Below are 23600 nucleotides of genomic sequence, written 5' to 3'. Positions count from 1 at the left end.
AGTAAATGAAGATAAAAAAAACCATCTATACAAGGGGAAGTATAGATGGCCAAACACATTACGGGGAAAACGTCTTACTCATAAGCCTGCTTGAACAGGCGTTACTCAGACAAATGAATTATATCGCAAACTAACTGTTTTTTTTTTTTTTTTTTGAGTTAATTTTTGTAAAACTACTTATTTAATAAGCATATAGTTGAATATAGGGAAATTATGGAATTTTGTTTCAGAATTTTGGACATTCGATAAATTTCCATTCCCCGGGTTTGAGGTTTTCTGTTTCCAGATGTGCGAATTGTCTGCGATGAAGATGCTGCACGCGGTTGCCTGCGGCCGCTATCATCCGTTTGACCTGATGGTATTTGCCTTCCGTAATGGTCAGTGATAATGTGGTCGGGCTCTCTAAGTTGGCATCAGCGGCGCAAACGGTTTCATTTTCATCATGAAGCAGGACGCCGTTTTTTAGCGTTTCACAGAGCATTCCGTCAGCAGGATGCTTGAGTGTTACCTCGTATAATTTGGGAATCTTACGGCTCGGAGAGGTAAGGTTGTGATTCAGTTTGCCATCGTTGGTAATCAGTAATACGCCGGTCGTATCTGCATCCAGCCTGCCGACTGCCTGCATGTCAATATTGCGCATATTGTCGGGGAACAGGCTGAATATGCTGCGGTAGTGCTTCGGTTTGTGTGAAGTTTCGTAATCTGCGGGTTTGTTGAGCAGGATATAGAAATAAGGTTCGGGAATAACGGTTACTGCTTTGCCGTCTATGTCTAAGGTATAGACAGAGGCTGAATCAATGTCCGCATCGGCATCATCTATACAAGTGCCGTTAATGAAAACATAACCGCCGGCAATCAGCCATTGGCATTGTTTTCGGCTCCCTATGCCTTGATATTGAAGGTATTTGATAAGTTTCATGACGGTATTTGAAAATGTAGATGATGACAGGGTTGTCAGACCCTGTCATGTACTTCGCTTGAATTAGCTTCCGATCAGTTTGATTCTCTGTCCCGGGTTGATGGTATTCAAATCGGGGTTGAGTCTGCGGATGTCGTCAATATTGATATTGAAGCGTGCGGAGATGCTTTTGAAAGTGTCACCTTTCCGTATGGTGTAGGACACTTTGTCTATGTGGGTTTTGGCAGGTTTTGCCTGTGCCAGACGGAGTACTTGCCCTTTTTGGATGGTGTTGCCTTTAATGTTATTAGCGATAATCAAATCGGCTACGCTGACGTTGTAGCGTTTGGCAATGTTGAATAGGGTGTCGCCTTCTACAACACGGTGGATGCTGGCGTGAAGGGGGGAGATATCAGTATCGGCAGCCCTGGCTATGCGTGTTTCCAAACGGGTTTGCCGTTTGTTGTTGGCAACAACAATATGCTGGGAGGGTGCGGAAATTTTATATTCGGCAACAGAATCAGGTATGTTGATGACGTTGGAAACACTTTCTTCTGCCAGCCTGCGTAAATTATTTTGTGCAATAAGCTGCATAAGTTCGTCTTCTGTCTGTACATCGTTTTGAGTGATGTTTTGTGCAGATTCGGTAGCCTTAACTTCAGACGGCATGGGCGTTTGTTTTTGGGACAGAACCTGTGCGATGTCTTCTATGCCGGTTTGATTTTGTACGATGAGTGAATCGTTTTTCGGAGCGGGAGTTGCAGACTCTATGGGTGTAACGGCAACATTTGCAGCCTGTATGGGTTGAGCTTGAACGGCTGAAAGGGTAATGTTGACAGGTTCCGCCGGCATGTTGGAACGATAGGTGTCGGGCGTATTGTCAATGTCGATGGAGGCAACGGATTCGAATGCCGTCTGAAGGGCAGGACTGTTTTTGGTAACGAGGATGCTGCGTCCTGCGTTAACCAGGTTGCCGTTCAGGTTGTTGAGGCGTTTGATGTCGGCAATGCTCATACCGGTTGCAGAAGCAATGTCGGACAAGGCAGTTTTCGATGCGGGGGTGTAGGTTTCCCAAGAAAACAGGCTGTCAGGGCTTGAGTTCAGATAGTTGCTTTGGAAGGTTTGTACTGACCCAACGGGGAGCAGCAGCTTGCGTTTGCTTTTAGGAATGAACGCAGGAACGTTGAATGCCGGGTTTAGGGCGAGCAGCTCGCTTTGTGTAATGCCGGCAAGCCGGGTAATGGCTTCGTTATCGATGGGGTGGTCCAGTTCAATTGCCTGAAAATACGGTTTGTTGTCTATATCGCTGATGCTGATGCCGAAAGATTGGGGGTTGGCAATAATGTTGCGTACGGCAAGGAGTTTGGGGACGTAGTTACGTGTTTCATTGGGCATACGCAGGTTTTCGTAGGTCGGTTCGAGACCTTGAGCCCGTGCGCGGTTGATGGCGCGTCCGACATTGCCTTCCCCCCAGTTGTAGGCGGAAAATGCAAGCGGCCAGTCGCCGAACAGTCCGTATAGGTATTGCAGGTAGTTGAGTGCGGCATCTGTGGCGGCGTAAACGTCGTGCCTGCCGTCATAAACCGGTGTCTTTTCCAAACCGTAATGTCTGCCGGTAGCGGGCATGAACTGCCATAAGCCCGATGCGCCGACGTGTGATTTGGCTTTTGTAACAAACGCACTTTCGATAAAGGGAAGCAGGGCGGCCTCGGCGGGCATATTGCGCTTTTTGACTTCATTGGCAATATGGTACATATAGGGTTTGCTGCGGGCGATAATTCTGTCGAAATAGCCGCGGCTTTCGATGAGTTTGCTTTCGTGGCGGCGTACCAGTTCGGGATTGACTTCGGACATGCGGAAGTCTTGGCGCAGTGCGCTCCATAGGCTGCCGGATTGGAAATATTGTTTGGGGGCTTGGTCAAGTATTGAAGAGTTTAACCGCATAATCGCTAAACCGACTTGGTGTGATGAGGTGTTTTGGGCATATAGGAAACCCGGACAAACGGACAGACCTGAAGCGGTCAGTACGATGGTTTTGAGTTTGGACATGATTTATATCGGGGGGATAAACATATTTTATCGTCCGATGGTACTGTTTGCTTGAAAAAGCGTCAAGTTTTATAGAACATTTGTACGGATTGGTATGGGGAGTGGTTTGGGATGGAAAATGTGTTTTTGACAGAGTTCGTGTTTAGAATAGAATACCGGCGGGAAATGTCGCGGAAACGGATGTGATATGGATTCATGGTTTGAACATGAGGCGATGGGGCGGTATGTTGCAAAATTGGAACAGGATTTCTTTAATCGGTATGTGGCGTCATACCGTTTTGGGGGAATGTGTGCACTTCAGGTGGGCGGTCCGTGGTTGAGGCCGTCTGAAGATATTGTCTGCGTACCGCGTGATATGTCGATGTCGGCAGAAGAGATGGCTTTGGCAGATATTTCTGCAGATATGCTGCTTTTGCCGCATACGCTGGAATGCGGTATCCCTTCGCAAATCCTGTCCGAGGCGCATCGAATATTAAAACCGTCCAGACGCTTGATACTGACGGGTTTTAATCCGTATTCGCTTTGGGGGCTGGGTTCATGGTTTGACGGTGTCCGTTTGCCGGAAAAACGGTTTTGTCTGCCGCTTCATGAGTTGAAGAAACAGCTCGCCGATATCGGTTTCGACATCGAATATGGAAAATTTATGGTGTATCTGCCGGCGGTTTCTTCGCTCAGAAAAATACGTTTTTGGCAGTTTATGGAAAAGGCGGGCGACCGTTGGTGGCCGCAGTGTGCCGCAGTATACGGTTTGGTTTTGATTAAGAATGTGGCGGGTGTAACGCCCCTGCGGACGCAGGAAGGATTTTGGGACGGCAAAACTGTTGCAGCAGGTGCGGCAAGGGTTGCGGATTAGGTAGATGTTTCAGACGGCATGGGCCGAAGGGCATTTTGGGAGGAATTATGCCGGAATTACCGGAAGTAGAAACGACGTTGCGCGGCATCGCGCCCCATATCGAAGGTAAAACGGTGGAAACCGTGATATTGCGCCAGCCGAAGTTGCGCTGGCAGGTTAATCCTGCATTGGGGGATATTTTGTCCGGTCAGCAGGTTTTGTCTTGCGGCAGGAGGGCAAAATATCTGATTGTTCGTTTCCCAATGGGAATTTTACTGATTCACTTGGGAATGTCGGGAAGTTTGCGGATTTTCACGCCTTCGGACGAACGTATCGGCAAGCCGGGTAAGCATGATCATACGGATTTTGTCTTTTCGGACGGCACGGTTTTACGTTACCATGATCCGAGGAGGTTCGGCGCAATACTTTGGTATGAAGGTATCGAAGAGCATCATCCGCTGCTGGAAAAGCTGGGACCTGAACCTCTGTCGGAAGTATTTTGCGCGGATTATCTGTATGCAAGGCTGAAAACCCAGAAACGGGCAGTCAAGCTGGCCCTGATGGACAATGCCGTCGTGGTCGGCGTAGGCAATATTTATGCCAATGAAAGTCTGTTTAGGGCGGCTATTTCGCCAAAACGCCCTGCCTGCCGGGTAAAAAAGAAAGAGTGTGCGGTTTTGGTTGATGCAGTTAAAGCAGTTTTGAGGCGCGCCATTGAAACAGGCGGCAGCACATTAAAGGATTTTGTGGACAGTAACGGTAAAAGCGGCTACTTTCAGCAAGAATATACCGTATATGGGCGGCACAATCTGCAGTGTGTAAGATGCGGCGGTTTGATTGTGAAAGAAATTTTGGGGCAGCGCGGAACGTTTTATTGTCCGAACTGTCAGAAATAAAACGGAAGAACGGTTTCAGACGGCATTTTAAATTTTATCGGCATGCTGTCCGAGTGTTCCAACATCAAGTATTTATTTTTGGAAAAGAATTGATTATGTCGGCAAGCAGAGCTTCAATTTTTACACGTCTGCATCGGTTGTACCGTTTGGCGGTTTGGCTGTTTAAAACAGGGAAAAACCTGCGCAGTATCGACGGCGATTGCCCGGAGTCGCGCAATCGGGCGGTTATAGCGTTGGGTAAGGGCGCTTTGGCGGCTTTGGATATCGGATTGGTGGTAGGTAAGCCTGCCCCCGAACATTTGGACGGAGTCTTAGTAGCCGCTAATCATGTATCTTGGCTGGATATTTTTGCCATGAGCGCGGTTTATCCGAGTAGCTTTATCGCCAAGCAGGAAATCAAAAGCTGGCCTGTGTTGGGCAAGATGGGGCAGAATGCGGGAACGGTGTTTATCAACCGCAATTCACGACGCGACATCGAACCGATTAACCGCGCCATCTGTGCAACATTGCAACGAGGTCAAAACGTCAGTTTTTTTCCTGAAGCACGGACTTCTTCGGGCTTGGAGCTTCTGCCTTTTAAGGCCGCACTGTTCCAATCTGCCATTGATGCGGGGGCAAAGGTTTTGGCGGTCGCGCTGCGTTATTATGACGAAGCAGGAAAAAGGACGGCTCGTCCGTCATATGCCGATGTCGGTTTGCCGACCTGCCTTTGGCGCATTGTGTCTATGAAAAAACTGACGATAAAAGTCGATTTTATTTGTGTGTCGGACGCGGCGGAAAGTGAAGACCGTTATGCCTTAAAGGATAAAATCGAAGAAAGTATTCGTACAATCATTGTCAGAGACTTGGATGATGCCGTCTGAAATCATAATAAGGAATATATTTTATACAGGTCAGCGTCTGAATCTGCCTTTGTCAAAATCATCGAAAGCCTCATAAGCAGCCTGACATCGGATTTTTTGTTCCGTGTAAGGCAGGGTGCGAAATGCTTTGCTTGCCTTTCTGTTTTCACGTAATTCTTGCCTGTCGCCCTTCAGCCGGTACCATGCGGCACGACGTTCCAAATATTTTCTACATTCCGGATGCAAAGCGGGTTTGCCCAGTTTGCCGGTGTGTCTTATATGCTTATGCTGGTGTAAAGGTTTGGAAGTATCGGCAACGGCAGTCATGGTTCCTGCAGTCAATATTGCAGATAACAGCATGGTAATTATCTTCTGTATAGTCATGATGGTTCCTTCCTGTTACGACTTCCTACGATATAGGGTTGCAGCCGGGTGGGGCAACCTTTCAACTTAATTAAACGTTTTAGCGAATGTACAAATTCAAATTCATAATATTCTCGGTAGGAGAATTTTGTACATGGTCGAGTGTGGCAAAAATGGTAATTTGCAAAATTTAACAATTTATAGTGCGGAAATTTTGAAGGATTTCCTCTTTCTTTAAAAAACCCTTATTTCATCGCCATGTAGCAGGAGTCAGAACTCAGGAGGATTTTTTACCTGATTTCTGTCAAAAAAGAATTATCAGATAAAACAAATATTATAGAAAAATACGGTAGGCAGGTTTTATCTTTCATTGATTGAAATTTAAAAATACAGGTATTGTCAAGACTAGAGAAAACGTAAAAAATCCACTATATTGTCCAAATTGATTCATTTAATAAGACCGTGTCTTACGCATCAAGAGTTAAAGAGGAAGTGATGAATACACCGACTGATTTAAAAGTAACCAAACGGGACGGCAGATTGGAACCTATTGATTTGGATAAGATTCACCGTGTCGTCACTTGGGCGGCAGATGGATTGAAAAATGTATCTGTATCGCAGGTCGAGTTGAAATCACATATTCAGTTTTACAACGGCATCCGCACCGACGACATCCACGAAACCATCATCAAGGCGGCTGCCGACCTGATTTCGCAGGATACGCCCGACTATCAATATCTCGCTGCGCGGTTGGCCATTTTCCATCTGCGTAAAATAGCCTATGGCGATTTTGAACCGCCCCATCTCTACGACCACGTTAAAAAACTCACCGATTCGGGCAAATACGATCGTCATATTATCGAAGACTACAGTCGCGAAGAGTTTGACGAACTTAACGCCTATATCGACCACGGTCGCGATATGGCTTTCTCTTATGCCGCCGTCAAGCAGCTTGAGGGCAAATATCTGGTGCAGAACCGTGTTACCCGCCAGATTTATGAAACGCCGCAGTTTTTATATGTTCTGGTGGCGATGTGCCTTTTCAGCAAATACCCCAAAGAAACACGCCTCGATTATGTCAAACGGTTTTACGATGCCGTTTCAACATTTAAAGTATCGCTGCCGACCCCGATTATGAGCGGCGTGCGTACACCTACGCGCCAGTTCTCAAGCTGTGTATTGATCGAATGCGACGACAGTCTGGATTCCATCAACGCCACCACCAGCGCGATTGTGAAGTACGTTTCCCAGCGTGCGGGCATCGGCATCAATGCCGGACGTATCCGCGGGTTGGACAGCGAAATCCGGGGCGGCGAAGCTCGGCATACCGGCTGCATCCCGTTTTTCAAAATGTTTCAGGCGGCAGTCAAATCCTGTTCGCAAGGCGGCGTGCGCGGCGGCGCGGCAACCTTGTTCTATCCATTGTGGCACATCGAAGCCGAAAGCCTGCTGGTGTTGAAAAACAACCGCGGTGTGGAAGACAACCGTATCCGCCAGCTTGATTACGGCGTACAAATCAACCGCCTGCTGTATACCCGTCTAATTAAGGGTGGCAATATTACGCTGTTTTCGCCCAACGAGGTTCCGGGATTGTACGAGGCGTTCTTTGCCGATCAGGACGAATTTGAACGGCTCTATACGAAATACGAGCAAGACCCGAACATACGCAAGCGCATCATTCCAGCTGCCGACCTGTTTTCCACACTGATGCAGGAGCGTGCCGGAACAGGGCGCATTTACATTCAAAACGTCGACCATTGCAATACGCACAGCCCGTTTGATCCGAGTGTCGCCCCCGTGCATCAGTCCAACCTGTGCATGGAAATCGCACTGCCGACCAAACCTCTGGACAATATCAACGACCCGAACGGCGAAATCGCCCTGTGTACACTGTCCGCCTTTAACTTGGGCGCATTGAACAATTTGGACGAGTTGGAAGGGCTTGCCGATTTGACCGTTCGAGCACTCGATGCACTTTTAGATTATCAGGGATATCCGGTAGAAGCCGCGCGTACCTCTACTATGGGCCGCCGTTCGCTCGGTATAGGCGTCATCAACTATGCTTATTATCTGGCGAAAAATGGTGTCCGTTACAGTGACGATTCCGCACTCGGCTTAACCCACCGTACCTTTGAAGCCATGCAGTATTACCTGCTTAAAGCGTCGGTAAACCTTGCCAAAGAATATGGCGCGTGTCCGCTCTTCAACCAAACCGTTTATTCTCAAGGTAAACTGCCTATTGACACCTACAAAAAAGACTTGGATGCCGTGTGCAACGAGCCTTTGCATTACGACTGGGAAAGCCTGCGTGCCGACATCGTCAAATACGGCCTGCGTAACTCTACTCTAACCGCACTCATGCCGTCTGAAACCAGTTCGCAAATCGCGAACGCCACCAACGGTATCGAGCCGCCTCGCGGACTGGTAACGGTCAAAGCGTCGAAAGACGGCATCCTGAAGCAAGTCGTGCCGGAATTTGAGACCCTGAAAAATGCTTACGAAACCCTGTGGCAGCTTCCCAGCAATGAAGGCTACCTAAAACTTGTCGGCGTGATGCAAAAATTCGTCGATCAGGCGATTTCCGCCAATACCGCCTACGATCCGGGCAAATTTGAAGGCAATAAGGTTTCCATGAAGCAAATGCTGAAAGACCTGTTGACCGCCTATAAATACGGCGTCAAAACCCTGTACTACCACAACACCCGCGACGGCGCGGATGATACACAGACCGATATTCAAGATGACGGTTGTGCAGGTGGGGCTTGTAAGATTTAAGACAGGTTAATTTTTGAAATGTATCCAAGGCTTCTAGATAGTAGAAGGCTTCAAGGATTTTCTTAAATTAGCACCTACTACTATATGAAGCTAAGTTGTTATTTTCCAGAAAAGGAAAAGTATGGATGCCATTCGGTCATTCTTAGCTGAATATAAATTTTATATATTTATTAGTGTTCTTTAGTCTTCGCTATTTTAGGATGGCACTTTATTGATAAAATTCAATATGTTTCATATTGTGAATTAAAAATTGATAGAAAAGTCGACTAATTTTTAAAAAGAGAGACGTTATGTCCTGCGAACACCTAGTCATGTCATACAGTACTTTTCCCAAAACCAAAAACGACGCGCTTAAAGAGCCGATGTTTTTCGGTCAGCCGGTGAATGTTGCACGTTATGACCAGCAGAAATACGAAGTATTTGAAAAACTGATTGAAAAACAATTGTCTTTCTTCTGGCGGCCTGAAGAAATCGATGTCTCGCGCGACCGTATCGACTACGCCAACCTGCCCGAACATGAAAAACATATTTTCATCAGCAATCTGAAATACCAAACCTTGCTCGATTCGATTCAAGGCCGCAGCCCGAATGTTGCCTTGCTGCCGTTGGTATCGATTCCTGAGTTGGAAACTTGGATTGAAACGTGGAGCTTTAGCGAAACCATCCACTCGCGCAGCTATACCCACATCATCCGCAATATTGTGAATGATCCGTCGGTCGTGTTTGATGATATTGTTGAAAACGAATACATCATCGCCCGCGCCGAAGACATTGCCTGCTATTATGATGATTTAATCGAATACACCCAGTATTACAACCTGTTGGGCGAAGGGGTGCACAATGTCGGCGGCAAGCTCGTTAACGTGTCTTTGCGCGAGTTGAAGAAAAAACTCTATCTCTGCCTGATGTGCGTTAATGTGTTGGAAGCCATCCGTTTCTACGTTTCATTCGCCTGCTCGTTTGCTTTTGCCGAGCGCGAGTTGATGGAAGGCAACGCCAAAATCATCAAACTGATTGCCCGTGACGAAGCGCTGCATCTGACCAGTACGCAGCATATGCTTAATTTGATGCGTTCGGGTGTCGATGATCCGGAAATGGCGGAAATTGCCGAGGAATTGCAGGAAGAGTGTTTCAAACTCTTCAAAAAAGCGGCGGAGCAGGAAAAAGAATGGGCGGCATATTTGTTTAAAGACGGTTCGATGATCGGCTTAAACAAAGAAATCTTATCCCAATACGTCGAATATATTACCAACCTCCGTATGCAGGCGGTGGGATTGCCAATCGGATTTGAGGGAGCGAATCAGAATCCGATTCCTTGGATTAATGCGTGGCTCTCATCGGATAACGTCCAGGTTGCGCCTCAGGAAGTGGAAATCTCTTCTTACCTTATCGGACAGATTGATTCCGAAGTGAGTACGGACGATTTGGGCGACTTTGAGCTGTAAATTTTTTACTGTATGTGTTTTTTATGGAGGAATGCCGTCTGAAACTTGTTTTTCAGACGGCATTTTTTCAATAAGGAATGAAAAATAGTGGGTTAGGCTTGTTATCGGTTTTGGATTTTTATGATTGGTTAGAGATGGCACTCATTAGTACGAGAGATAGGGTTTTTGAGTTGTTGGAGGGGGAAACTTTGTTGGAAGGCCTGGAGCGGACCGGTCATAAGGTGGAGTATCAGTGTCGCAGCGGATACTGCGGATCTTGCCGGTTGAAGATTTTGGAGGGGAGTGTTACTTATCGTGTACCGCCTTTGGCTTTTCTGGGTAAGGATGAAATACTGCCTTGTTGCTGTTGCGTTGAAGAAAATATCAGTTTGGATTGCGGATTGGAGGGAGAGGTCGGGGAGAAACCTGACGGTTTCTTGAAATAAAAGCCGTCTGAAACGGATTCAGACGGCTTTTGTACAGCATTACCGGTTATGCCTGATGAGTCGGTAAAAAGTTTCACCGTCTTGGATATAGCCTAATTCTACTCTGGCAATTTCTGAAATGGCTTCTTGGCCGTTTTCTAAATCATAGACTTCGGCGGCCAGAGAATTATTGCGTAAAGCGAGTGTCTGGTTTTTTTCTTCCTGAACGGCAATTTGATCTTTCAGGTTGTTGTTGCGTCCGATACTGCCTTTGCCGAACCAGAGGCTGTACTGGCAGCAGACAAGTGAGACGGATAAAACGACAGTTACCCACTTCATACGTTAAACCTTTTTTATTTGCCCAGTTGGTAGAATGCGGCTTTCCCGGGGTAGTAGGCGGCTTCCGCCAATTCTTCCTCGATACGCAGCAGTTGGTTGTATTTTGCCATGCGGTCGGAACGGGAGAGGGAGCCGGTTTTGATCTGCATGCAGTTGGTGGCAACTGCCAAGTCGGCAATGGTGCTGTCTTCGGTTTCGCCGGAGCGGTGGCTCATTACGCTGGCGTAGCGGTTGCGTTTGGCCAAGTCAACGGCTTTCAGGGTTTCGCTCAAAGTACCGATTTGGTTGACTTTGACCAGCAATGCGTTTGCTACGCCTTTTTCGATGCCTTCGGCCAAGATTTTTGGATTGGTTACGAACAAGTCGTCGCCGACCAATTGAACTCTGCCGCCCAATTTTTCGGTCAACAGTTTCCAGCCTTCCCAGTCGTTTTCGTCCATACCGTCTTCGATGGAAACGATTGGGAATTCGTTAACCAAGCCTTCCAAGTATTCGGCAAATTCTGCGCTGGTGTAAGAGCGGCCTTCGGCTTCCAAGTGGTATTTGCCGTCTTTGTAGAATTCGCTAGATGCGCAGTCCAGGGCAAACAATACGTCTTCGCCTGCTTTATAGCCGGCGGCTTCGGTTGCTTCGACGATCAGTTGCAGGGCTTCTTTGTGGCTGTTCAGGTTAGGTGCGAAACCGCCTTCGTCGCCAACGGTAGTTGGGAAGCCTTTGCTGTCACACAGTTTTTTCAGCGCGTGGAAAATTTCGGCGCCGCAACGCAGGGCTTCGCGGAAGGATTTTGCGCCGACAGGCATAATCATGAATTCTTGAATGTTCAAGCTGTTATTGGCATGTTCGCCGCCGTTGATAACGTTCATCATCGGAACAGGCAGGGCCATTGGGCCTGCGCCGCCCAAGTAACGGTACAGGGGCAGGCCTGCATCTTCAGCAGCTGCGCGTGCTACGGCCATAGAAACGGCCAAAGTCGCGTTGGCACCCAAGTTGCCTTTGTTTTCAGTACCGTCCAATTCGATCATGATTTGGTCGATATAAGATTGTTCGTTGGCATCGATACCGATGAGGGTTTGCGCGATTTGGTTGTTGACGTGGTCAACGGCTTTCAATACGCCTTTGCCCAAGTAACGGGATTTGTCGCCGTCGCGAAGTTCCAAAGCTTCTTTCTGACCGGTTGATGCGCCGCTTGGTACGGCTGCGCGTCCCATGACGCCGGATTCCAACAGTACGTCGCATTCTACGGTTGGGTTGCCGCGTGAATCTAGGATTTCTCGGGCAAAAATATCAATAATTGCACTCATGAATATTCTCCAAGTGAGGTGAAGGGAGGTAAAACGGTAGGGCTTCAGACGGCATTCTTACAGGAAGAAAGTTGCCAACTTAAGGCTGTCGAAAGTAGGGCGGTTGCCATAAAAACAATACTGGAAATGCCGTGCCACATTCCGAAGGATCCGCCAAGCAGAGACAGCAGCCAATCTTCGTGACCGTATTTCAATGCCTCGATGACAGGGGCAATTAGAAACCGGTTGATGGCGACAGAAAGCAGCAAAGTACATAATAAAATAGTTTGCAGACGGGTCAGGATTTTAGTATGTGTCAGAAACAGTATGCCCCAAATAATCAGACCCAACCAAGAAACGATATGGAACAAAACGCCTGCAATTTCCCCTGCCTGCATTTTGGGTAGCATTTTGAACAAAATCGGTGTAATGATGTAGCCGGCGGCAATTTGTATGCCAAGCCATAAAGTTGCGGCGTAAAGGCTGATTTTTCGTAAGGTTCGCATGATGGATGCAGTTTGTCCGTATTACTCAATGGTTAAAACCGGCTGCGATTTGATTAAATCGTCCAATGCCTTGACGCGGATTAAAAAGTCTTCCAGAAGGTGCAGCGGCAGTGCGCTGGGGCCGTCGCATTTTGCCAGTTTCGGATCGGGGTGGGACTCAAGAAACAGGCCTGCAATCCGGACAGCCATGCCGGAAAGTGCCAAATCCAGTGCTTGCGACCGTCTTCCTCCGGAAGCGGCAGAGCCCGATTCCCTTGTTTGCAGTGAGTGGGTAACGTCAAAGATGACCGGCAGATTGTCGCAGGTTTGTTTCATCACGCCGAAACCGAGCATATCGACAATGAGGTTGTCGTAGCCGAAGCTGCTGCCGCGTTCGCATAAAATCAGTTTCCCGTTGCCGGCTTCGCGGAATTTTTCCACAATGTTTTTCATTTGCGAAGGGCTGAGAAACTGGGGTTTTTTGATGTTGACGACGTTGCCGGTTTTTGCCATGGCAACCACTAAATCGGTCTGCCGCGCAAGGAATGCGGGAAGCTGGATGACATCGCACACTTCGGCAACGGGTTGGCACTGATAGGGTTCGTGTACGTCGGTAATGACGGGGATGCCGAATTCCGCTTTAACTTTTTCGAAAATCTTTAAGCCTTCTTCCAAGCCTACGCCGCGATAAGAATGGATGGAGGAACGGTTTGCCTTGTCGAAAGATGCTTTAAAGATATAGGGAATACCGAGTTTTCGGGTAACTTCGACGTAATGCGCGCAGGTTTGGAGGGTGGAATCCAAATCTTCTAAAACGTTGATGCCGCCGAACAGTACGAAAGGAGCATCGTTACCGACGGTAATGCCGTTGATTTTAATATCCATGGTCAATGTCCGTTTTCAGGGTTACAGCACGGTGTGCGGCGGCTCATAGGAGATGATGTCGCGGATTTTGTTGTTTCCGTCTACCAAGACGACTTTGGGTTCATGCGCGGCGATTTCGGGTTCGGAGAGTTGGACGTAAGACATGATGATGACGATATCGCCTTTCTGTACCAGCCTGGCCGCAGCACCGTTCAGGCAAATCACGCCGCTGCCGCGTTTCCCTGCAATGGTATAGGTTTCAAAACGTTCGCCGTTGTTGTTGTTGACGATGGCGACTTTTTCGTTGGGGTAGATGCCTGCCGCGTCTAACAGGTCCTGATCGACGGTAATACTGCCGACATAGTTCAAATCGGCTTCGGTAACGGTGGCGCGGTGGATTTTTCCGCCAAGCATGGTACGGAACATGTATTTCCTTTTGTTGTTTTGGTGCGGTTTGACGGACAGGATGCCGTCTGAAAATCTGAATGCCGTATTATAGTGGAGTTTCCTTCAAATTCATAATGGCAGCTTTCAGACAAGGAAAACAATGTTTCAGACGGCATTGCCGTATCGGCTTTCTTTAGGCAGGCATCTGGTTTGCAAGGTTTTTAAAACGTTTTTTACGGTGTTGATTCTGACCTCGATATTTTCCATCTCTGCGGTAAATCGCAGCTTATCCGCACCGGCAAGGCGGTATTTTTTGTCGTTCTGAATCAGTAGGATGATTTCGGTTGGATCGACATTATTGTTTTTGCCAAAGGTTACCGTTACCGCTTCGTTGGTCGCATCAATGGCATCGATACCCAATTCTTTTGCCGCGAGCCGCAGGTGGTGGCTTTCGATGAGGGTTTTGACGGGTTGTTCGGGCAGGCCGAAGCGGTCGACGAGTTCTTCGTGTATGGCGTTGATTTGCTGTACGGTTTCGCAGACGGCGAGGCGTTTGTAGAGGACGAGCCGTTCGTGGATGTCGGGGCAGTAGCTTTCGGGCAGCAGGGCGGGGCTGTGCAGTTTGATTTCGGTGGTGATGCCCAACGGTGCGTCGAGGTCGGGCTGGCGGCCTTTTTTGATGTCGCGCACGGCTTGTTTGAGCATTTCGGTGTAGAGCGTGAAGCCGACCTGTATCATTTCGCCGGATTGTCCTTCGCCGAGGATTTCGCCTGCGCCGCGGATTTCCAAATCCTGCATGGCGAGGGTGAAACCTGCGCCGAGTTCGTCTGCCGCCGCGATGGCGTCGAGGCGTTTTTCTGCGTCTTTGGTGATGTATTCGGGCGTGAGCAGGTAGGCGTAGGCTTGGTGGTGGCTGCGGCCGACGCGCCCGCGAAGCTGGTGCAGTTGCGCCAGCCCGAATTTGTCGGCGCGGTTGATGATGATGGTGTTGGCGTTGGGGATGTCGATGCCGGTTTCGATGATGGTGGAACAGAGCAATACGTTGAATCTTTGTTGTAAAAAGTCGCGCATGACTTGCTCCAGCTCGCGCTCGCGCAGTTGTCCGTGCGCCACGCCGATGCGGGCTTCGGGCAACAGGGTTTCCAGCCGCTCACGCATATTTTCAATCGTATCCACTTCATTGTGCAGGAAAAATACCTGCCCGCCGCGTTTGAGTTCGCGCAATACGGCTTCGCGCACGCTGCCTTCGCTGAACGGTTTGACAAAGGTTTTGACGGCGAGGCGGCGGCTCGGGGCAGTGGTAATCAGCGAAAAGTCGCGAAGACCTTCGAGCGCCATGCTGAGGGTGCGCGGAATCGGCGTGGCGGTCATGGTGAGGATGTCGACATTGGCGCGCAGGCGTTTGAGCTGCTCTTTCTGGCGCACGCCGAAGCGGTGTTCTTCATCGATAATCACTAAGCCTAAGTTTTTGAATTTGATGTCGTCCTGAACCAATTTGTGCGTGCCGATAACGATATCGACCATGCCGTCCGCCATTCCTTCCAGCGCGGCTTTGGTGGCTTTGCTGTTGTTGAAACGCGAAAGGCTGGCGACTTTTACGGGGAAATCGGCGAAGCGGTCGGCGAAATTTTGCGCGTGCTGCTCGACCAAAAGCGTGGTTGGGGCGAGTACGGCAACCTGTTTGCCGCCCATCACCGCCACAAACGCGGCGCGCAGGGCGACTTCAGTTTTGCCGAAACCGACATCGCCGCACACGAGGCGGTCCATCGGCTTTGCCTGTGTCAAATCTTTAATTACGGCGGCAATGGCAGCGGCCTGGTCTTCGGTTTCCTCGTAACCGAAGCCGTCGGCAAACGCCTGATAGTCCAGTTCGTTGATTTCAAACTTGTGTCCCGATTGGGCGGCGCGCTGGGCGTAGAGGTTGAGCAACTCTGCGGCGGTGTCGCGCGCTTTTTCAGCGGCTTTGCGCTTCGCCTTGTTCCACGCGCCGCTGCCGAGCTTGTGCAGGGCGACGTTTTCATGCGCCTGACCGGAGTAGCGGCTGATTAAATGCAGTTGTGAAACAGGTACATAAAGCTGCGCTTCGCCCGCGTATTCGAGCAACATCATTTCGTTGGTTTCGCCGCCCAAATCCATCGTTACCAAGCCCATATAGCGCCCGATGCCGTGTTCTTCGTGTACGACGGGGTCGCCGATGTTGATTTCGGCAAGGTCGCGCAACAGGCCGTCTGAAACGGCGGCGTGTTTTTTGCGATGATGTTTGCGCGAGCGGGCGACGTATTGATAAAGATCGGATTCGGTAATGACCCCGATGTTTTGATCTTCTAATTTAAACCCGTAAGCTAACGGCGCCACTGTAATCATCAGCGGCTCATGCGCCGATAAAAAGCCCTGCCAGTCGGACACGCTTTTGGCTTTTAAGCCGTTTTGCTGCAAGAAACCGAGCATGGTTTCTCGCCGTCCCAAACTTTCGGCGCACAGCAAAATCCGTCCTTCAAAGGTCGTCTGAAAATCCTTCAATGCCTGCAACGGCTCGTCAGATTGGCGGTTGACGGCAAGGTCGGGCAGGGTGTGTTCCTTGCCGGAAACATCGGGCAGCACCTGACCATAATTTTTCAGACGGCCTGCAAAAACATCGGCAGGGAGATACAAATGCTGTGGAAGCAAAGGCGGATAGGTTTCGTCGCCCTGCGCCATGGCGTAACGCGATTTGACGTCGCTCCAAAAACGGTTTGCCTCGGCATGAACATCGCCCAAAGAGACAAACAACGCATCTTCACCGATATAGTCAAACAGCGTTTCTAACTCGTTTTCAAAAAACAGCGGCAGATAATATTCCACGCCCGCACCGAAATGGCCGTTACTGACGGCTTTGTACACAGCCGCATCGTTCGGATTGCGATCGACTTCCTCGCGGAAGCGGCTGCGGAAGATTTTTTGCGCCTCGCTGTCGGTGGGGAACTCGTGTGCAGGCAGCAGGCGGATTTCGGAAACAGGGGAAATGGTGCGTTGCGTTTCGGTATCGAAGGTTTTGATGCTGTCGATTTCATCATCAAACAAATCGATGCGGTACGGCATTTCGCTGCCCATCGGGAACAAATCGACAATACCGCCGCGCACGGCAAATTCGCCCGCCGCGACAACATGGGAAACATGGTTATAACCTGCATCCACCAAATCGGTTTTCAGACGGCCTATATCCAAAGTCTGCCCTGTTTTCAGCCAAAACGTGCGCCCTGCCAGAAACGGCACAGGCGGCAGCTTCTGCATCGCCGTAGCAACCGGTACGAACAACACATCCGCAGTGCCGCTTTTAATCTGCCACAATGCCGACAAGCGCTCCGACACCAAATCCTGATGCGGCGAAAAACGCTCGTAAGGCAGCGTTTCCCAGTCCGGCAGGAACACCGCCGTATCATGCGGACGAAAAAACCGCCATGCCGTCTGAAGGCGCAACGCCTGTTCCGCATCTTGGGTCAGCACGACTTTGAGCCGCTTATGCGGCAGATAACGCGCCAAAGCCAAGGGTAGCGAGCCTTGAGACAGATTGAGCCAACGGGATTTTTCACGGGGTTTGGGAATCGGATAGGTCATGGCGCGGGAATATTTTAGATACGGAGGCAAACGGCAATTCTAACACGATGGCGATAATCTGATGCCGTCTGAAAGATTGATTAGCATGAAAATAGTGAAGCGGATTGTTAGCTGTCATACTTTGTGGTAAATTTTAGAAACTAAACTCTAAATTATGGGCGGCGGTTTGATAAAACTGCCCGTTAATAGAAATTAACCGGAAAATATGATGACACACACTGAATCAAGCGCGCAGCCGTCAACCATGGGCACGGCTGCTTTTTTAAAGCACATCGAATCCGCATTCCGCCGCATTTTTTCAGACGGCATCAACCTCATGCAATACCTGCCCGAAGACAAATGGCTTGCCTTGAAGCAGGCGGGTTTGCTGTTGCCCTTCCTCGACAAAAAACACGGCGGTCGCAAGGGTAGCCAGTTTGAAATCCAAGAAGTCCTAAGGATTGCGGGGCATTACGGCGTGCCCGTTACCCTGCGTACCGGCATCGAAGGCGCGCTGGTGTTGCAGCCCCTGCAAGAGTTCGGCGACGAAGCGCAAGTCGCGCAAGGTTTGGACATGCTTTTCAAAGGCGAGGGCGGTGGTTTGGGCATTACCGAACCCGAAACCTCCGGCGCGGCGATTGCCCGCGAAATGCAGTCTTACTACGAATATATCGACGATCAAACCATTTATGTCAATGCCGCGAAATACTGGCAGGGCAACTCGCAAAGCGATTTCCTCCTCGTCGCCGCCAAAGAACGCAAAAACGGCAAACTCTCCAAAGTCATCAACTTGCTGCTCGTTCCCAAACAATACATCCGCTATGAAGCCCTAACATCCGAAGGCTTGCGCGCCGTCCGTTATGCCGTCAACCGCATAGACACCGAAATGCCCGCCACCGCCGTCATGAAACTCTCTCAGAGCGACACCGCCGGTTTGCGCGCGTTTCAAAACATCTTTATCCGCAGCCGCCTGCAACTGATCGGCATGACGCACGGTATCATGGAATACATCCTTGAAAACTTGAACCAATACGTCCGCAACGACATCAAATTCGTAGATTACGAACGCCGAGAAATCCAACGTCGCCATCAGGTTTCCGAGATTCTTTACCGCTACGTCTGCCATTCCGTTTCGCCTGTTGCCCCCGTCGCCCATCAACTGATGGAGGCAAATATCATCAAAACCCTAGCCACGGAATACACTTACGCCGCAGCGCAAATGTTGCAGAAACTATTGGGCGCGAAGGGTTTTGAACGCGGACACACCGCCAGCAACATCGCTATTGACATCCGCCCCTTCACCATCTTCGAAGGCCCGAACGATATGCTTTATGCCGAAATTTACGACCAGTTCGTCCGCGCTACCGCCGAAGAAAAAGAAGCGGGCATTAAGTTGGACAAAAACCAAACCCTGCTCGACCGCCTGCAAACCGATGCCCGCTTTGCCGCCGTTGCCCGCGATTACACTTTGCCCGAAGACATCCGCAGCTTCCTGCAGGAATACACCCTGACCGACGCCTGCGCCCTGCAAAAAGTCTTCATCGGCAAAATCATCGCCCGACTCTTTGTCTTCGTACAGGCAGAACACGAAGACACCGCAGCCTTTCTGCTGAACGACATCCGCAAAGATATATTGGACTGCTGCTATTGCGGATAGTAATGATTGGGTATGGGTTTGCGTTGAAGTGCAGTTGCTTTCAGACGGCATGCTAAGGCATCGTCAATATCGGATTCAGATGAAGGTTTGTATTGAATTTTAAAGAATGATGGATGATGGCGTAATTTTTGAAGATTATCTCGCAGGGCAGGGGAGATTCAAAAATACACCGGCTCGGCAAGGGCAATAAAAAAGCCTTGAAACTGTTGAATTTCAAGGCTTTATGCGTATTGCAGGATACTGCTGAAAATAGGGTATGGTGGAGGCGGGGGGAATCGAACCCCCGTCCGAAAGTCCTCTACAAAGCGTTCTACATACTTAGTCGTATCTATTTGGAATCTTATCCCCGTCATGCCGACCGACAGGCCTTCAGGGAACCAGTTACCTTAAGTCTCATTTCTTGCCAAGTAACCCGGCAGGAAACCAGTCAATGTAAAATGACGTTGCAGTGGCTTTCGCCACACAGCCCATTGACCAACTGCTGCAACGGCTAGCCTTAAGCGGCTAAAGCGTAAGTTTCGTCGTTTGCGACTATTTGAATTCAGTGTTTTACGGGAATCTGAGACCCCGGTATGCCCGCATCTGCTTCGCAACCCCCGTCGAAACCAAGGTCGCCCCCAGAAATGGTTTGCAAATTATACGGATATTGTGAGGTGCTGCCAAGCCTGTTGGAGAAATTTGTCAGTCTTGCTGCCTTGATTTGCGTTTGAGCAGGATGCGGACGCAGCCGTCGTTGCCTTCCCGCGGTTCGACATAGGCAAGTACCTCAGGGTGCTGCATCAGCCAGTTGCGGGTCATGTTTTTGAGTACGGGTGTATAGCCTTTGGAACCTAATCCGCTGCCGTGGATGATTTCTCCGCATACACCGCGTTTTTGGGTGAACTCGATGAATTCGTTGAGGACTTTTTGGGCTTCTTCTTGGTTGTAGCCGTGTAGGTCGACATCGGTAACAACGGGATAGTATCCGTTTTTCAGGCGTTGAATGTCGTTTTTTCCCTGTCCGTTTTTGCTGAAGCTGGCGGGCGGTTCATTGTATGTGCTGCCGATGTAGAAATAGTTTTCTTCTTCGGTGCGGGTATCTTTAGGACGGACTTTGATGGGGGTTTTGTCGGGCGGTGCATAATATTGTTGCCGGTTTTTTAATGGGGAGACTTGTCCGACTGCTTGTGAAAAATCCAAATCCTGTTCTTGTTTTTGCTTGTTTTTTTTGGCTTCCTGTTTTTCTGCCGCTTCTTTTTTGGCCTGTTTGCCCAGTTGTTTGAGGATGTTTTGGAAGTCGGTATTCATGTTTTTTCCTGTTATTTGTTTTGTCGTTATTTTGGCTTGAAAATGTGATTGTAGGGGAATTTGTTTGGGCTTGCCAGGATGGGCTTGCGGGGGTTTGGACGATGCCGTCTGAAAGTGGTTCAGACGGCATCAGGCGGTTTGGGCGGTATGATGTTTATTTTTTGGCGATTAATTGGTCGAGCATGCCGCCGTCGGCGAAGTAGGTTTTCATGATTTTTTCCCAGCCGCCGAATTTTTCTTCGGGAGAGAAGGTGTCTAAGTCTGGGAAGTTGGCTTTGTGCCGTGCCAATACTTCGGCGTTACGCGGGCGCAGGTAGAGCGATGCGGCGAGTTCTTGCGCCGGTTCGCTCCAAAGGTATTCGAGATAGGATTGGGCGGCTTCTTGCGTGCCTTTTTTTCCGACGACGCTGTTTACGACGGCAACGGGGCTTTCGGCGGAAATGGTGTAGCTGGGATAAACAATCTCGAATTGTCCTTTTGTCAGTTTTTTGCTGACGTAGTTGGCTTCGTTTTCAAAAGTGATGAGTACGTCGCCGATGTTTCGTTGAGTGAAGGTGGTGGTGGCGGCTCGTCCCCCGTTTTCAAAAATGGGGGTGTTTTTGAGAATGGCTGCAACGAGTTTTTGGGTTTCCTGTTCGTTGCCGTTGGTTGCTTTCAAGCCGTAGCCGTACGCGCCGAGGAATGCATAGCGTCCGTTGCCTGTGGTTTTGGGATTGGCGATGACGATTTTAACACCGTTTTTGGCAAGGTCGTTCCAGTCGTGGATTTGTTTCGGATTACTTTTTCGGACAAGGAAAACCATGGTGCTGGTGTAGGGGGCGGCATGGTCTGGGAGGGCTTGTTTCCAGCCTTTTTGTACCAATCCTTTTTTTTCGAGTAGGTCGATATCGGAGGATTGGTTCATGGTGACGACATCGGCTTGAAGGCCGTTGGCTACGGATAATGCCTGTTTGCTGGAACCCCCGTGGGACTGTTGGATGCTGACGGATGTGCCGGGATGTTTGGATTGGTATTCTTTGATAAATAATGGGTTGTATTCTTTGTAGAAATCCCGTGCTACATCGTATGAGGCATTGAGCAGGGCGATGGTTTTACCGTCGGATTCGGTATTTGCCGGGATATTTTGCCCTGACGGATTATCTGGGTTTGCAGAGGGGCTGCATGCGGTGAGCAGGGCTGCGGTATAGAGTGCCGGTGCGTAGGTTTTCATGTGCGTATCCTGTCGGTTAGTGGATACGGCAACTCTATACGGCTATTGGTGTTTGTGGAAATAATGTTTGATTTGAAGATTATCAGTTTTGGTTATAAGGAGTAGTCAGAGGTGTTTCCGCATCAGTTCGCATTTGATTTTGATGCTTGAGTCAAGCTGTAATATTGCGGAACCGAGTGATTCGTAGCGGTTGATGAGGTAGAACGGGATGGAGTTGAGCGAGGCATAGAGTTTTAGGAAACTCAGACCGGACTGGCGGGCAATGGTTTCTGCCTGATAAAGCAGCGAAGTACCCAGCCCCAGATTGTGGAACAAGGGGTGGACGTAAAGTGCGTCAAGCTGCGCTTCGCGACAGTCGATTTGGAAAAAGCCTTGAATGTTGCCTTTATATTCTGCGACCCAAAGTGCTTTATCGGGATCTGAAATGGTCGGTAGGTAGCTGTCTGTATTGAGCAGGCCTTCCCATACTTGCAGGGCCTGTTCGTTGTAGCTGCGGATGCAGGTGTATTGGACAGAGTGCAGGTGGACGTTGAAGATATCGTTGCAGTCTTGTACGGTAGCGGGGCGTAACAGTGTCAACAGGCTCATGGCGGTATATTAGCAAGGTTGGCGTATGGATTGCCGGCAGACTTAGACTGCCGGCGTTCCGATTATAAAGACTGGTGTAGGATTTTTGTTTGCCGGAATACGGAGTCGGAGTCAGTTCCCAACATGGTGAAATGCCCCATTTTCCGACCTTTCCGCGCGGCTTTTTTGCCGTAAAGATGCAGATGTGCATTCGGGTTGCTTTGCAGCGTCAGCCATTCGGGTTCGCTGCCGTCTTCCTGCCAAACGTCGCCCAAAATATTCGCCATACAGCAAGAGCTCAGTAATTTGGTATCGGCAGGCGGCAGGTTACACATAATGCGTACCTGCTGCTGGAACTGGTCTGCCGCGCAGGCATCTATCGTATGGTGTCCGGAATTGTGCGGGCGCGGGGCGATTTCGTTGACGACTAATTCATGTGTATTGCCGACGACGAACATTTCCACTGCCAACACGCCGACATAATCTAATTCGTCCGCTAAGCGTTGCGCCATCTGCCGCGCCTGTTGCTGCACGTCGGCACTCAGCCGCGCAGGGACGATGGAATAAGCCAAGATGCCGTTTTCGTGGATGTTTTCGGCGGGGTCGAAAGTTTGCACGTTGTCATTGTTCAGACGGCATACGATAACGGAAATTTCGCCGCGCAAATCCACCATTTTTTCCAGAACGCAATCTACGCCGCCGTGTTCGGCAAACGCAGCTTTGAGTTCATCCACCGTTTTGACGCGGATTTGACCTTTGCCGTCGTAGCCCAACGTAGCCGTTTTCAGGATGCCGGGCAAAAATTGCGCGCTTACTTCTCTGATGTCGTCTGAACAGCAAATCGCTTGATACGGCGCGGTTTGCAATCCCGCTTTGCGTATCCACGCTTTTTCCTCAATACGGTTTTGCGCGATAGCAACGCAGTCGCCGCTGGGGGAAACGTTGGTATGTTTTGCCAAAAAGCGCATCGCGTCGGCATTGACGTTTTCAAATTCAGTGGTAACCGCCGCGCATTTTGCCAATTCGTCCAACGCGGCTTGGTCGTTAAACGACGCGCACAAATGGCGGTCGGCAAATTCCGCCGCCGGCGCGTTCGGATCGGGGTCGAGAACGGTTACTTTGTAGCCCATGGTTTTGGCGGCAACGGTAAACATTCTGCCTAATTGGCCGCCGCCGAGGATGCCGAGAGTAGCAGGAGGGAGGATGGGGGATTTATTCATAGCGGTTTAATTTGTCTGTGTTCTACTGTTTATTTCAGGTTGTCTGAAACCGTTAATCCGTCATTCCTTTGCAGGCGGGAATTTAGGTCTCAATCTTTCAGAAATATTTAGAGATTCCCGTCATTTCAAATTTCTGGATTCCCGCTTGCGTGGGAATGACGCGGTAAAGGTAGTTGTTTTAATCAAACGATTGCTGCTTATTGTTTGGATTTTCAGACGGCCTGTTG

20 protein-coding genes and 1 other RNA gene are annotated in these 23600 nt (G+C 49.5%); 7 read left to right on the top strand and 14 right to left on the bottom strand.

Annotated features, from left to right (window positions below):
• Nucleotides 1–226 precede the first annotated feature (226 nt).
• Together DQM57_RS04245 and DQM57_RS04240 are read right to left on the bottom strand one after the other, a co-directional pair.
• Nucleotides 227–919: a 16S rRNA pseudouridine(516) synthase gene (locus DQM57_RS04245; RefSeq protein WP_108043642.1), complete on the bottom strand. Its 693-nt coding sequence runs from the start codon at nucleotides 917–919 to the stop codon at nucleotides 227–229.
• Nucleotides 920–982: 63 nt separating this feature from the next.
• Nucleotides 983–2947, bottom strand: coding sequence for a LysM peptidoglycan-binding domain-containing protein (locus DQM57_RS04240; protein ID WP_111727035.1), 1965 nt, complete (start codon nucleotides 2945–2947; stop codon nucleotides 983–985).
• A 187-nt stretch (nucleotides 2948–3134) separates the two neighbouring features.
• On the opposite strand from DQM57_RS04240, the gene DQM57_RS04230 reads away from it, so the two are divergent.
• The 3 genes from DQM57_RS04230 to DQM57_RS04220 all read left to right on the top strand — a co-directional run bounded on the left by DQM57_RS04230 (nucleotide 3135) and on the right by DQM57_RS04220 (nucleotide 5538).
• Nucleotides 3135–3800 carry a class I SAM-dependent methyltransferase gene (locus tag DQM57_RS04230; RefSeq protein WP_111727033.1) on the top strand — a complete coding sequence of 222 codons (666 nt, stop codon included), beginning with the start codon at nucleotides 3135–3137 and terminating at the stop codon, nucleotides 3798–3800.
• 47 nt (nucleotides 3801–3847) lie between these two features.
• On the top strand, nucleotides 3848–4675 hold the full coding sequence (gene mutM / locus DQM57_RS04225) for a bifunctional DNA-formamidopyrimidine glycosylase/DNA-(apurinic or apyrimidinic site) lyase (RefSeq protein WP_111727030.1): 828 nt from the start codon (nucleotides 3848–3850) through the stop codon (nucleotides 4673–4675).
• A gap of 95 nt (nucleotides 4676–4770) precedes the next feature.
• A complete protein-coding gene (locus DQM57_RS04220) occupies nucleotides 4771–5538 on the top strand; it encodes a 1-acyl-sn-glycerol-3-phosphate acyltransferase (RefSeq protein ID WP_111727649.1) in 768 nt (255 codons plus the stop codon).
• A 30-nt stretch (nucleotides 5539–5568) separates the two neighbouring features.
• Here DQM57_RS04220 and DQM57_RS04215 read toward each other — a convergent pair whose 3' ends face one another.
• Nucleotides 5569–5901 carry a stress response protein gene (locus DQM57_RS04215; RefSeq protein ID WP_111727029.1) on the bottom strand — a complete coding sequence of 111 codons (333 nt, stop codon included), beginning with the start codon at nucleotides 5899–5901 and terminating at the stop codon, nucleotides 5569–5571.
• A 474-nt stretch (nucleotides 5902–6375) separates the two neighbouring features.
• Here DQM57_RS04215 and nrdA point away from each other — a divergent pair, with 474 nt between their 5' ends.
• From nrdA to yfaE, 3 genes are all read left to right on the top strand, one after another.
• On the top strand, nucleotides 6376–8655 hold the full coding sequence (gene nrdA / locus DQM57_RS04210) for a class 1a ribonucleoside-diphosphate reductase subunit alpha (protein WP_111727027.1): 2280 nt from the start codon (nucleotides 6376–6378) through the stop codon (nucleotides 8653–8655).
• Between the two features lie 311 nt (nucleotides 8656–8966).
• Nucleotides 8967–10100 carry a class Ia ribonucleoside-diphosphate reductase subunit beta gene (nrdB, locus tag DQM57_RS04205; RefSeq protein ID WP_111727025.1) on the top strand — a complete coding sequence of 378 codons (1134 nt, stop codon included), beginning with the start codon at nucleotides 8967–8969 and terminating at the stop codon, nucleotides 10098–10100.
• 134 nt (nucleotides 10101–10234) lie between these two features.
• Nucleotides 10235–10525 carry a class I ribonucleotide reductase maintenance protein YfaE gene (yfaE, locus tag DQM57_RS04200; protein WP_107996829.1) on the top strand — a complete coding sequence of 97 codons (291 nt, stop codon included), beginning with the start codon at nucleotides 10235–10237 and terminating at the stop codon, nucleotides 10523–10525.
• Nucleotides 10526–10564: 39 nt separating this feature from the next.
• Here yfaE and ftsB read toward each other — a convergent pair whose 3' ends face one another.
• The 6 genes from ftsB to mfd form a co-directional block, all read right to left on the bottom strand.
• Complete coding sequence (ftsB, locus tag DQM57_RS04195; RefSeq protein WP_107859965.1) at nucleotides 10565–10843, bottom strand: cell division protein FtsB; 279 nt, start codon at nucleotides 10841–10843, stop codon at nucleotides 10565–10567.
• Nucleotides 10844–10857: 14 nt separating this feature from the next.
• Nucleotides 10858–12144: a phosphopyruvate hydratase gene (gene eno, locus DQM57_RS04190; RefSeq protein ID WP_111727023.1), complete on the bottom strand. Its 1287-nt coding sequence runs from the start codon at nucleotides 12142–12144 to the stop codon at nucleotides 10858–10860.
• Nucleotides 12145–12188: 44 nt separating this feature from the next.
• Nucleotides 12189–12632, bottom strand: a complete 444-nt coding sequence (locus DQM57_RS04185) for a DUF4149 domain-containing protein (protein ID WP_111727021.1) — start codon at nucleotides 12630–12632, stop codon at nucleotides 12189–12191.
• 18 nt (nucleotides 12633–12650) lie between these two features.
• Entirely contained in the window at nucleotides 12651–13493 is an 843-nt protein-coding gene (gene kdsA / locus DQM57_RS04180; protein WP_111727019.1) for a 3-deoxy-8-phosphooctulonate synthase, read from the bottom strand.
• A 21-nt stretch (nucleotides 13494–13514) separates the two neighbouring features.
• Nucleotides 13515–13898, bottom strand: a complete 384-nt coding sequence (gene panD, locus DQM57_RS04175) for an aspartate 1-decarboxylase (RefSeq protein WP_002217080.1) — start codon at nucleotides 13896–13898, stop codon at nucleotides 13515–13517.
• Nucleotides 13899–14024: 126 nt separating this feature from the next.
• Nucleotides 14025–17453 carry a transcription-repair coupling factor gene (gene mfd, locus DQM57_RS04170; RefSeq protein WP_111727017.1) on the bottom strand — a complete coding sequence of 1143 codons (3429 nt, stop codon included), beginning with the start codon at nucleotides 17451–17453 and terminating at the stop codon, nucleotides 14025–14027.
• A gap of 208 nt (nucleotides 17454–17661) precedes the next feature.
• Between mfd and DQM57_RS04165 the strand changes: the two genes are divergently transcribed.
• A complete protein-coding gene (locus DQM57_RS04165; RefSeq protein ID WP_111727015.1) occupies nucleotides 17662–19089 on the top strand; it encodes an acyl-CoA dehydrogenase family protein in 1428 nt (475 codons plus the stop codon).
• 257 nt (nucleotides 19090–19346) lie between these two features.
• Here DQM57_RS04165 and ssrA read toward each other — a convergent pair.
• The 5 genes from ssrA to DQM57_RS04140 all read right to left on the bottom strand — a co-directional run bounded on the left by ssrA (nucleotide 19347) and on the right by DQM57_RS04140 (nucleotide 23373).
• Nucleotides 19347–19708: a transfer-messenger RNA gene (ssrA, locus tag DQM57_RS04160) on the bottom strand.
• Between the two features lie 62 nt (nucleotides 19709–19770).
• Nucleotides 19771–20376 (bottom strand): Smr/MutS family protein, encoded by a 606-nt coding sequence (locus DQM57_RS04155; RefSeq protein WP_108043653.1) that lies wholly within the window; start codon nucleotides 20374–20376, stop codon nucleotides 19771–19773.
• Nucleotides 20377–20530: 154 nt separating this feature from the next.
• On the bottom strand, nucleotides 20531–21586 hold the full coding sequence (locus tag DQM57_RS04150) for a sulfate ABC transporter substrate-binding protein (protein ID WP_108043654.1): 1056 nt from the start codon (nucleotides 21584–21586) through the stop codon (nucleotides 20531–20533).
• A 105-nt stretch (nucleotides 21587–21691) separates the two neighbouring features.
• On the bottom strand, nucleotides 21692–22174 hold the full coding sequence (locus DQM57_RS04145; protein ID WP_108043655.1) for a GNAT family N-acetyltransferase: 483 nt from the start codon (nucleotides 22172–22174) through the stop codon (nucleotides 21692–21694).
• 62 nt (nucleotides 22175–22236) lie between these two features.
• The gene (locus DQM57_RS04140) at nucleotides 22237–23373 is read right to left on the bottom strand and encodes a 5-(carboxyamino)imidazole ribonucleotide synthase (protein WP_111727013.1); all 1137 of its coding nucleotides are present in this window, start codon (nucleotides 23371–23373) and stop codon (nucleotides 22237–22239) included.
• Nucleotides 23374–23600: the final 227 nt, after the last annotated feature.

Origin of the sequence: Neisseria cinerea (genome assembly GCF_900475315.1) — a bacterium.
Classification (GTDB): Bacteria; Pseudomonadota; Gammaproteobacteria; order Burkholderiales; family Neisseriaceae; genus Neisseria; species Neisseria cinerea.
This window is presented reverse-complemented; position numbering and strand designations above follow the sequence as displayed.

Bases quoted from the DNA above. Each gene is read 5' to 3' on its own strand.
- DQM57_RS04245 (WP_108043642.1), bottom strand. From the start codon at position 919: ATGAAACTTATCAAATACCTTCAATATCAAGGCATAGGGAGCCGAAAA.
- DQM57_RS04240 (WP_111727035.1), bottom strand. From the start codon at position 2,947: ATGTCCAAACTCAAAACCATCGTACTGACCGCTTCAGGTCTGTCCGTT.
- DQM57_RS04230 (WP_111727033.1), top strand. From the start codon at position 3,135: ATGGATTCATGGTTTGAACATGAGGCGATGGGGCGGTATGTTGCAAAA.
- mutM (WP_111727030.1), top strand. From the start codon at position 3,848: ATGCCGGAATTACCGGAAGTAGAAACGACGTTGCGCGGCATCGCGCCC.
- DQM57_RS04220 (WP_111727649.1), top strand. From the start codon at position 4,771: ATGTCGGCAAGCAGAGCTTCAATTTTTACACGTCTGCATCGGTTGTAC.
- DQM57_RS04215 (WP_111727029.1), bottom strand. From the start codon at position 5,901: ATGACTATACAGAAGATAATTACCATGCTGTTATCTGCAATATTGACT.
- nrdA (WP_111727027.1), top strand. From the start codon at position 6,376: ATGAATACACCGACTGATTTAAAAGTAACCAAACGGGACGGCAGATTG.
- nrdB (WP_111727025.1), top strand. From the start codon at position 8,967: ATGTCATACAGTACTTTTCCCAAAACCAAAAACGACGCGCTTAAAGAG.
- yfaE (WP_107996829.1), top strand. From the start codon at position 10,235: ATGGCACTCATTAGTACGAGAGATAGGGTTTTTGAGTTGTTGGAGGGG.
- ftsB (WP_107859965.1), bottom strand. From the start codon at position 10,843: ATGAAGTGGGTAACTGTCGTTTTATCCGTCTCACTTGTCTGCTGCCAG.
- eno (WP_111727023.1), bottom strand. From the start codon at position 12,144: ATGAGTGCAATTATTGATATTTTTGCCCGAGAAATCCTAGATTCACGC.
- kdsA (WP_111727019.1), bottom strand. From the start codon at position 13,493: ATGGATATTAAAATCAACGGCATTACCGTCGGTAACGATGCTCCTTTC.
- panD (WP_002217080.1), bottom strand. From the start codon at position 13,898: ATGTTCCGTACCATGCTTGGCGGAAAAATCCACCGCGCCACCGTTACC.
- mfd (WP_111727017.1), bottom strand. From the start codon at position 17,453: ATGACCTATCCGATTCCCAAACCCCGTGAAAAATCCCGTTGGCTCAAT.
- DQM57_RS04165 (WP_111727015.1), top strand. From the start codon at position 17,662: ATGACACACACTGAATCAAGCGCGCAGCCGTCAACCATGGGCACGGCT.
- DQM57_RS04155 (WP_108043653.1), bottom strand. From the start codon at position 20,376: ATGAATACCGACTTCCAAAACATCCTCAAACAACTGGGCAAACAGGCC.
- DQM57_RS04150 (WP_108043654.1), bottom strand. From the start codon at position 21,586: ATGAAAACCTACGCACCGGCACTCTATACCGCAGCCCTGCTCACCGCA.
- DQM57_RS04145 (WP_108043655.1), bottom strand. From the start codon at position 22,174: ATGAGCCTGTTGACACTGTTACGCCCCGCTACCGTACAAGACTGCAAC.
- DQM57_RS04140 (WP_111727013.1), bottom strand. From the start codon at position 23,373: ATGAATAAATCCCCCATCCTCCCTCCTGCTACTCTCGGCATCCTCGGC.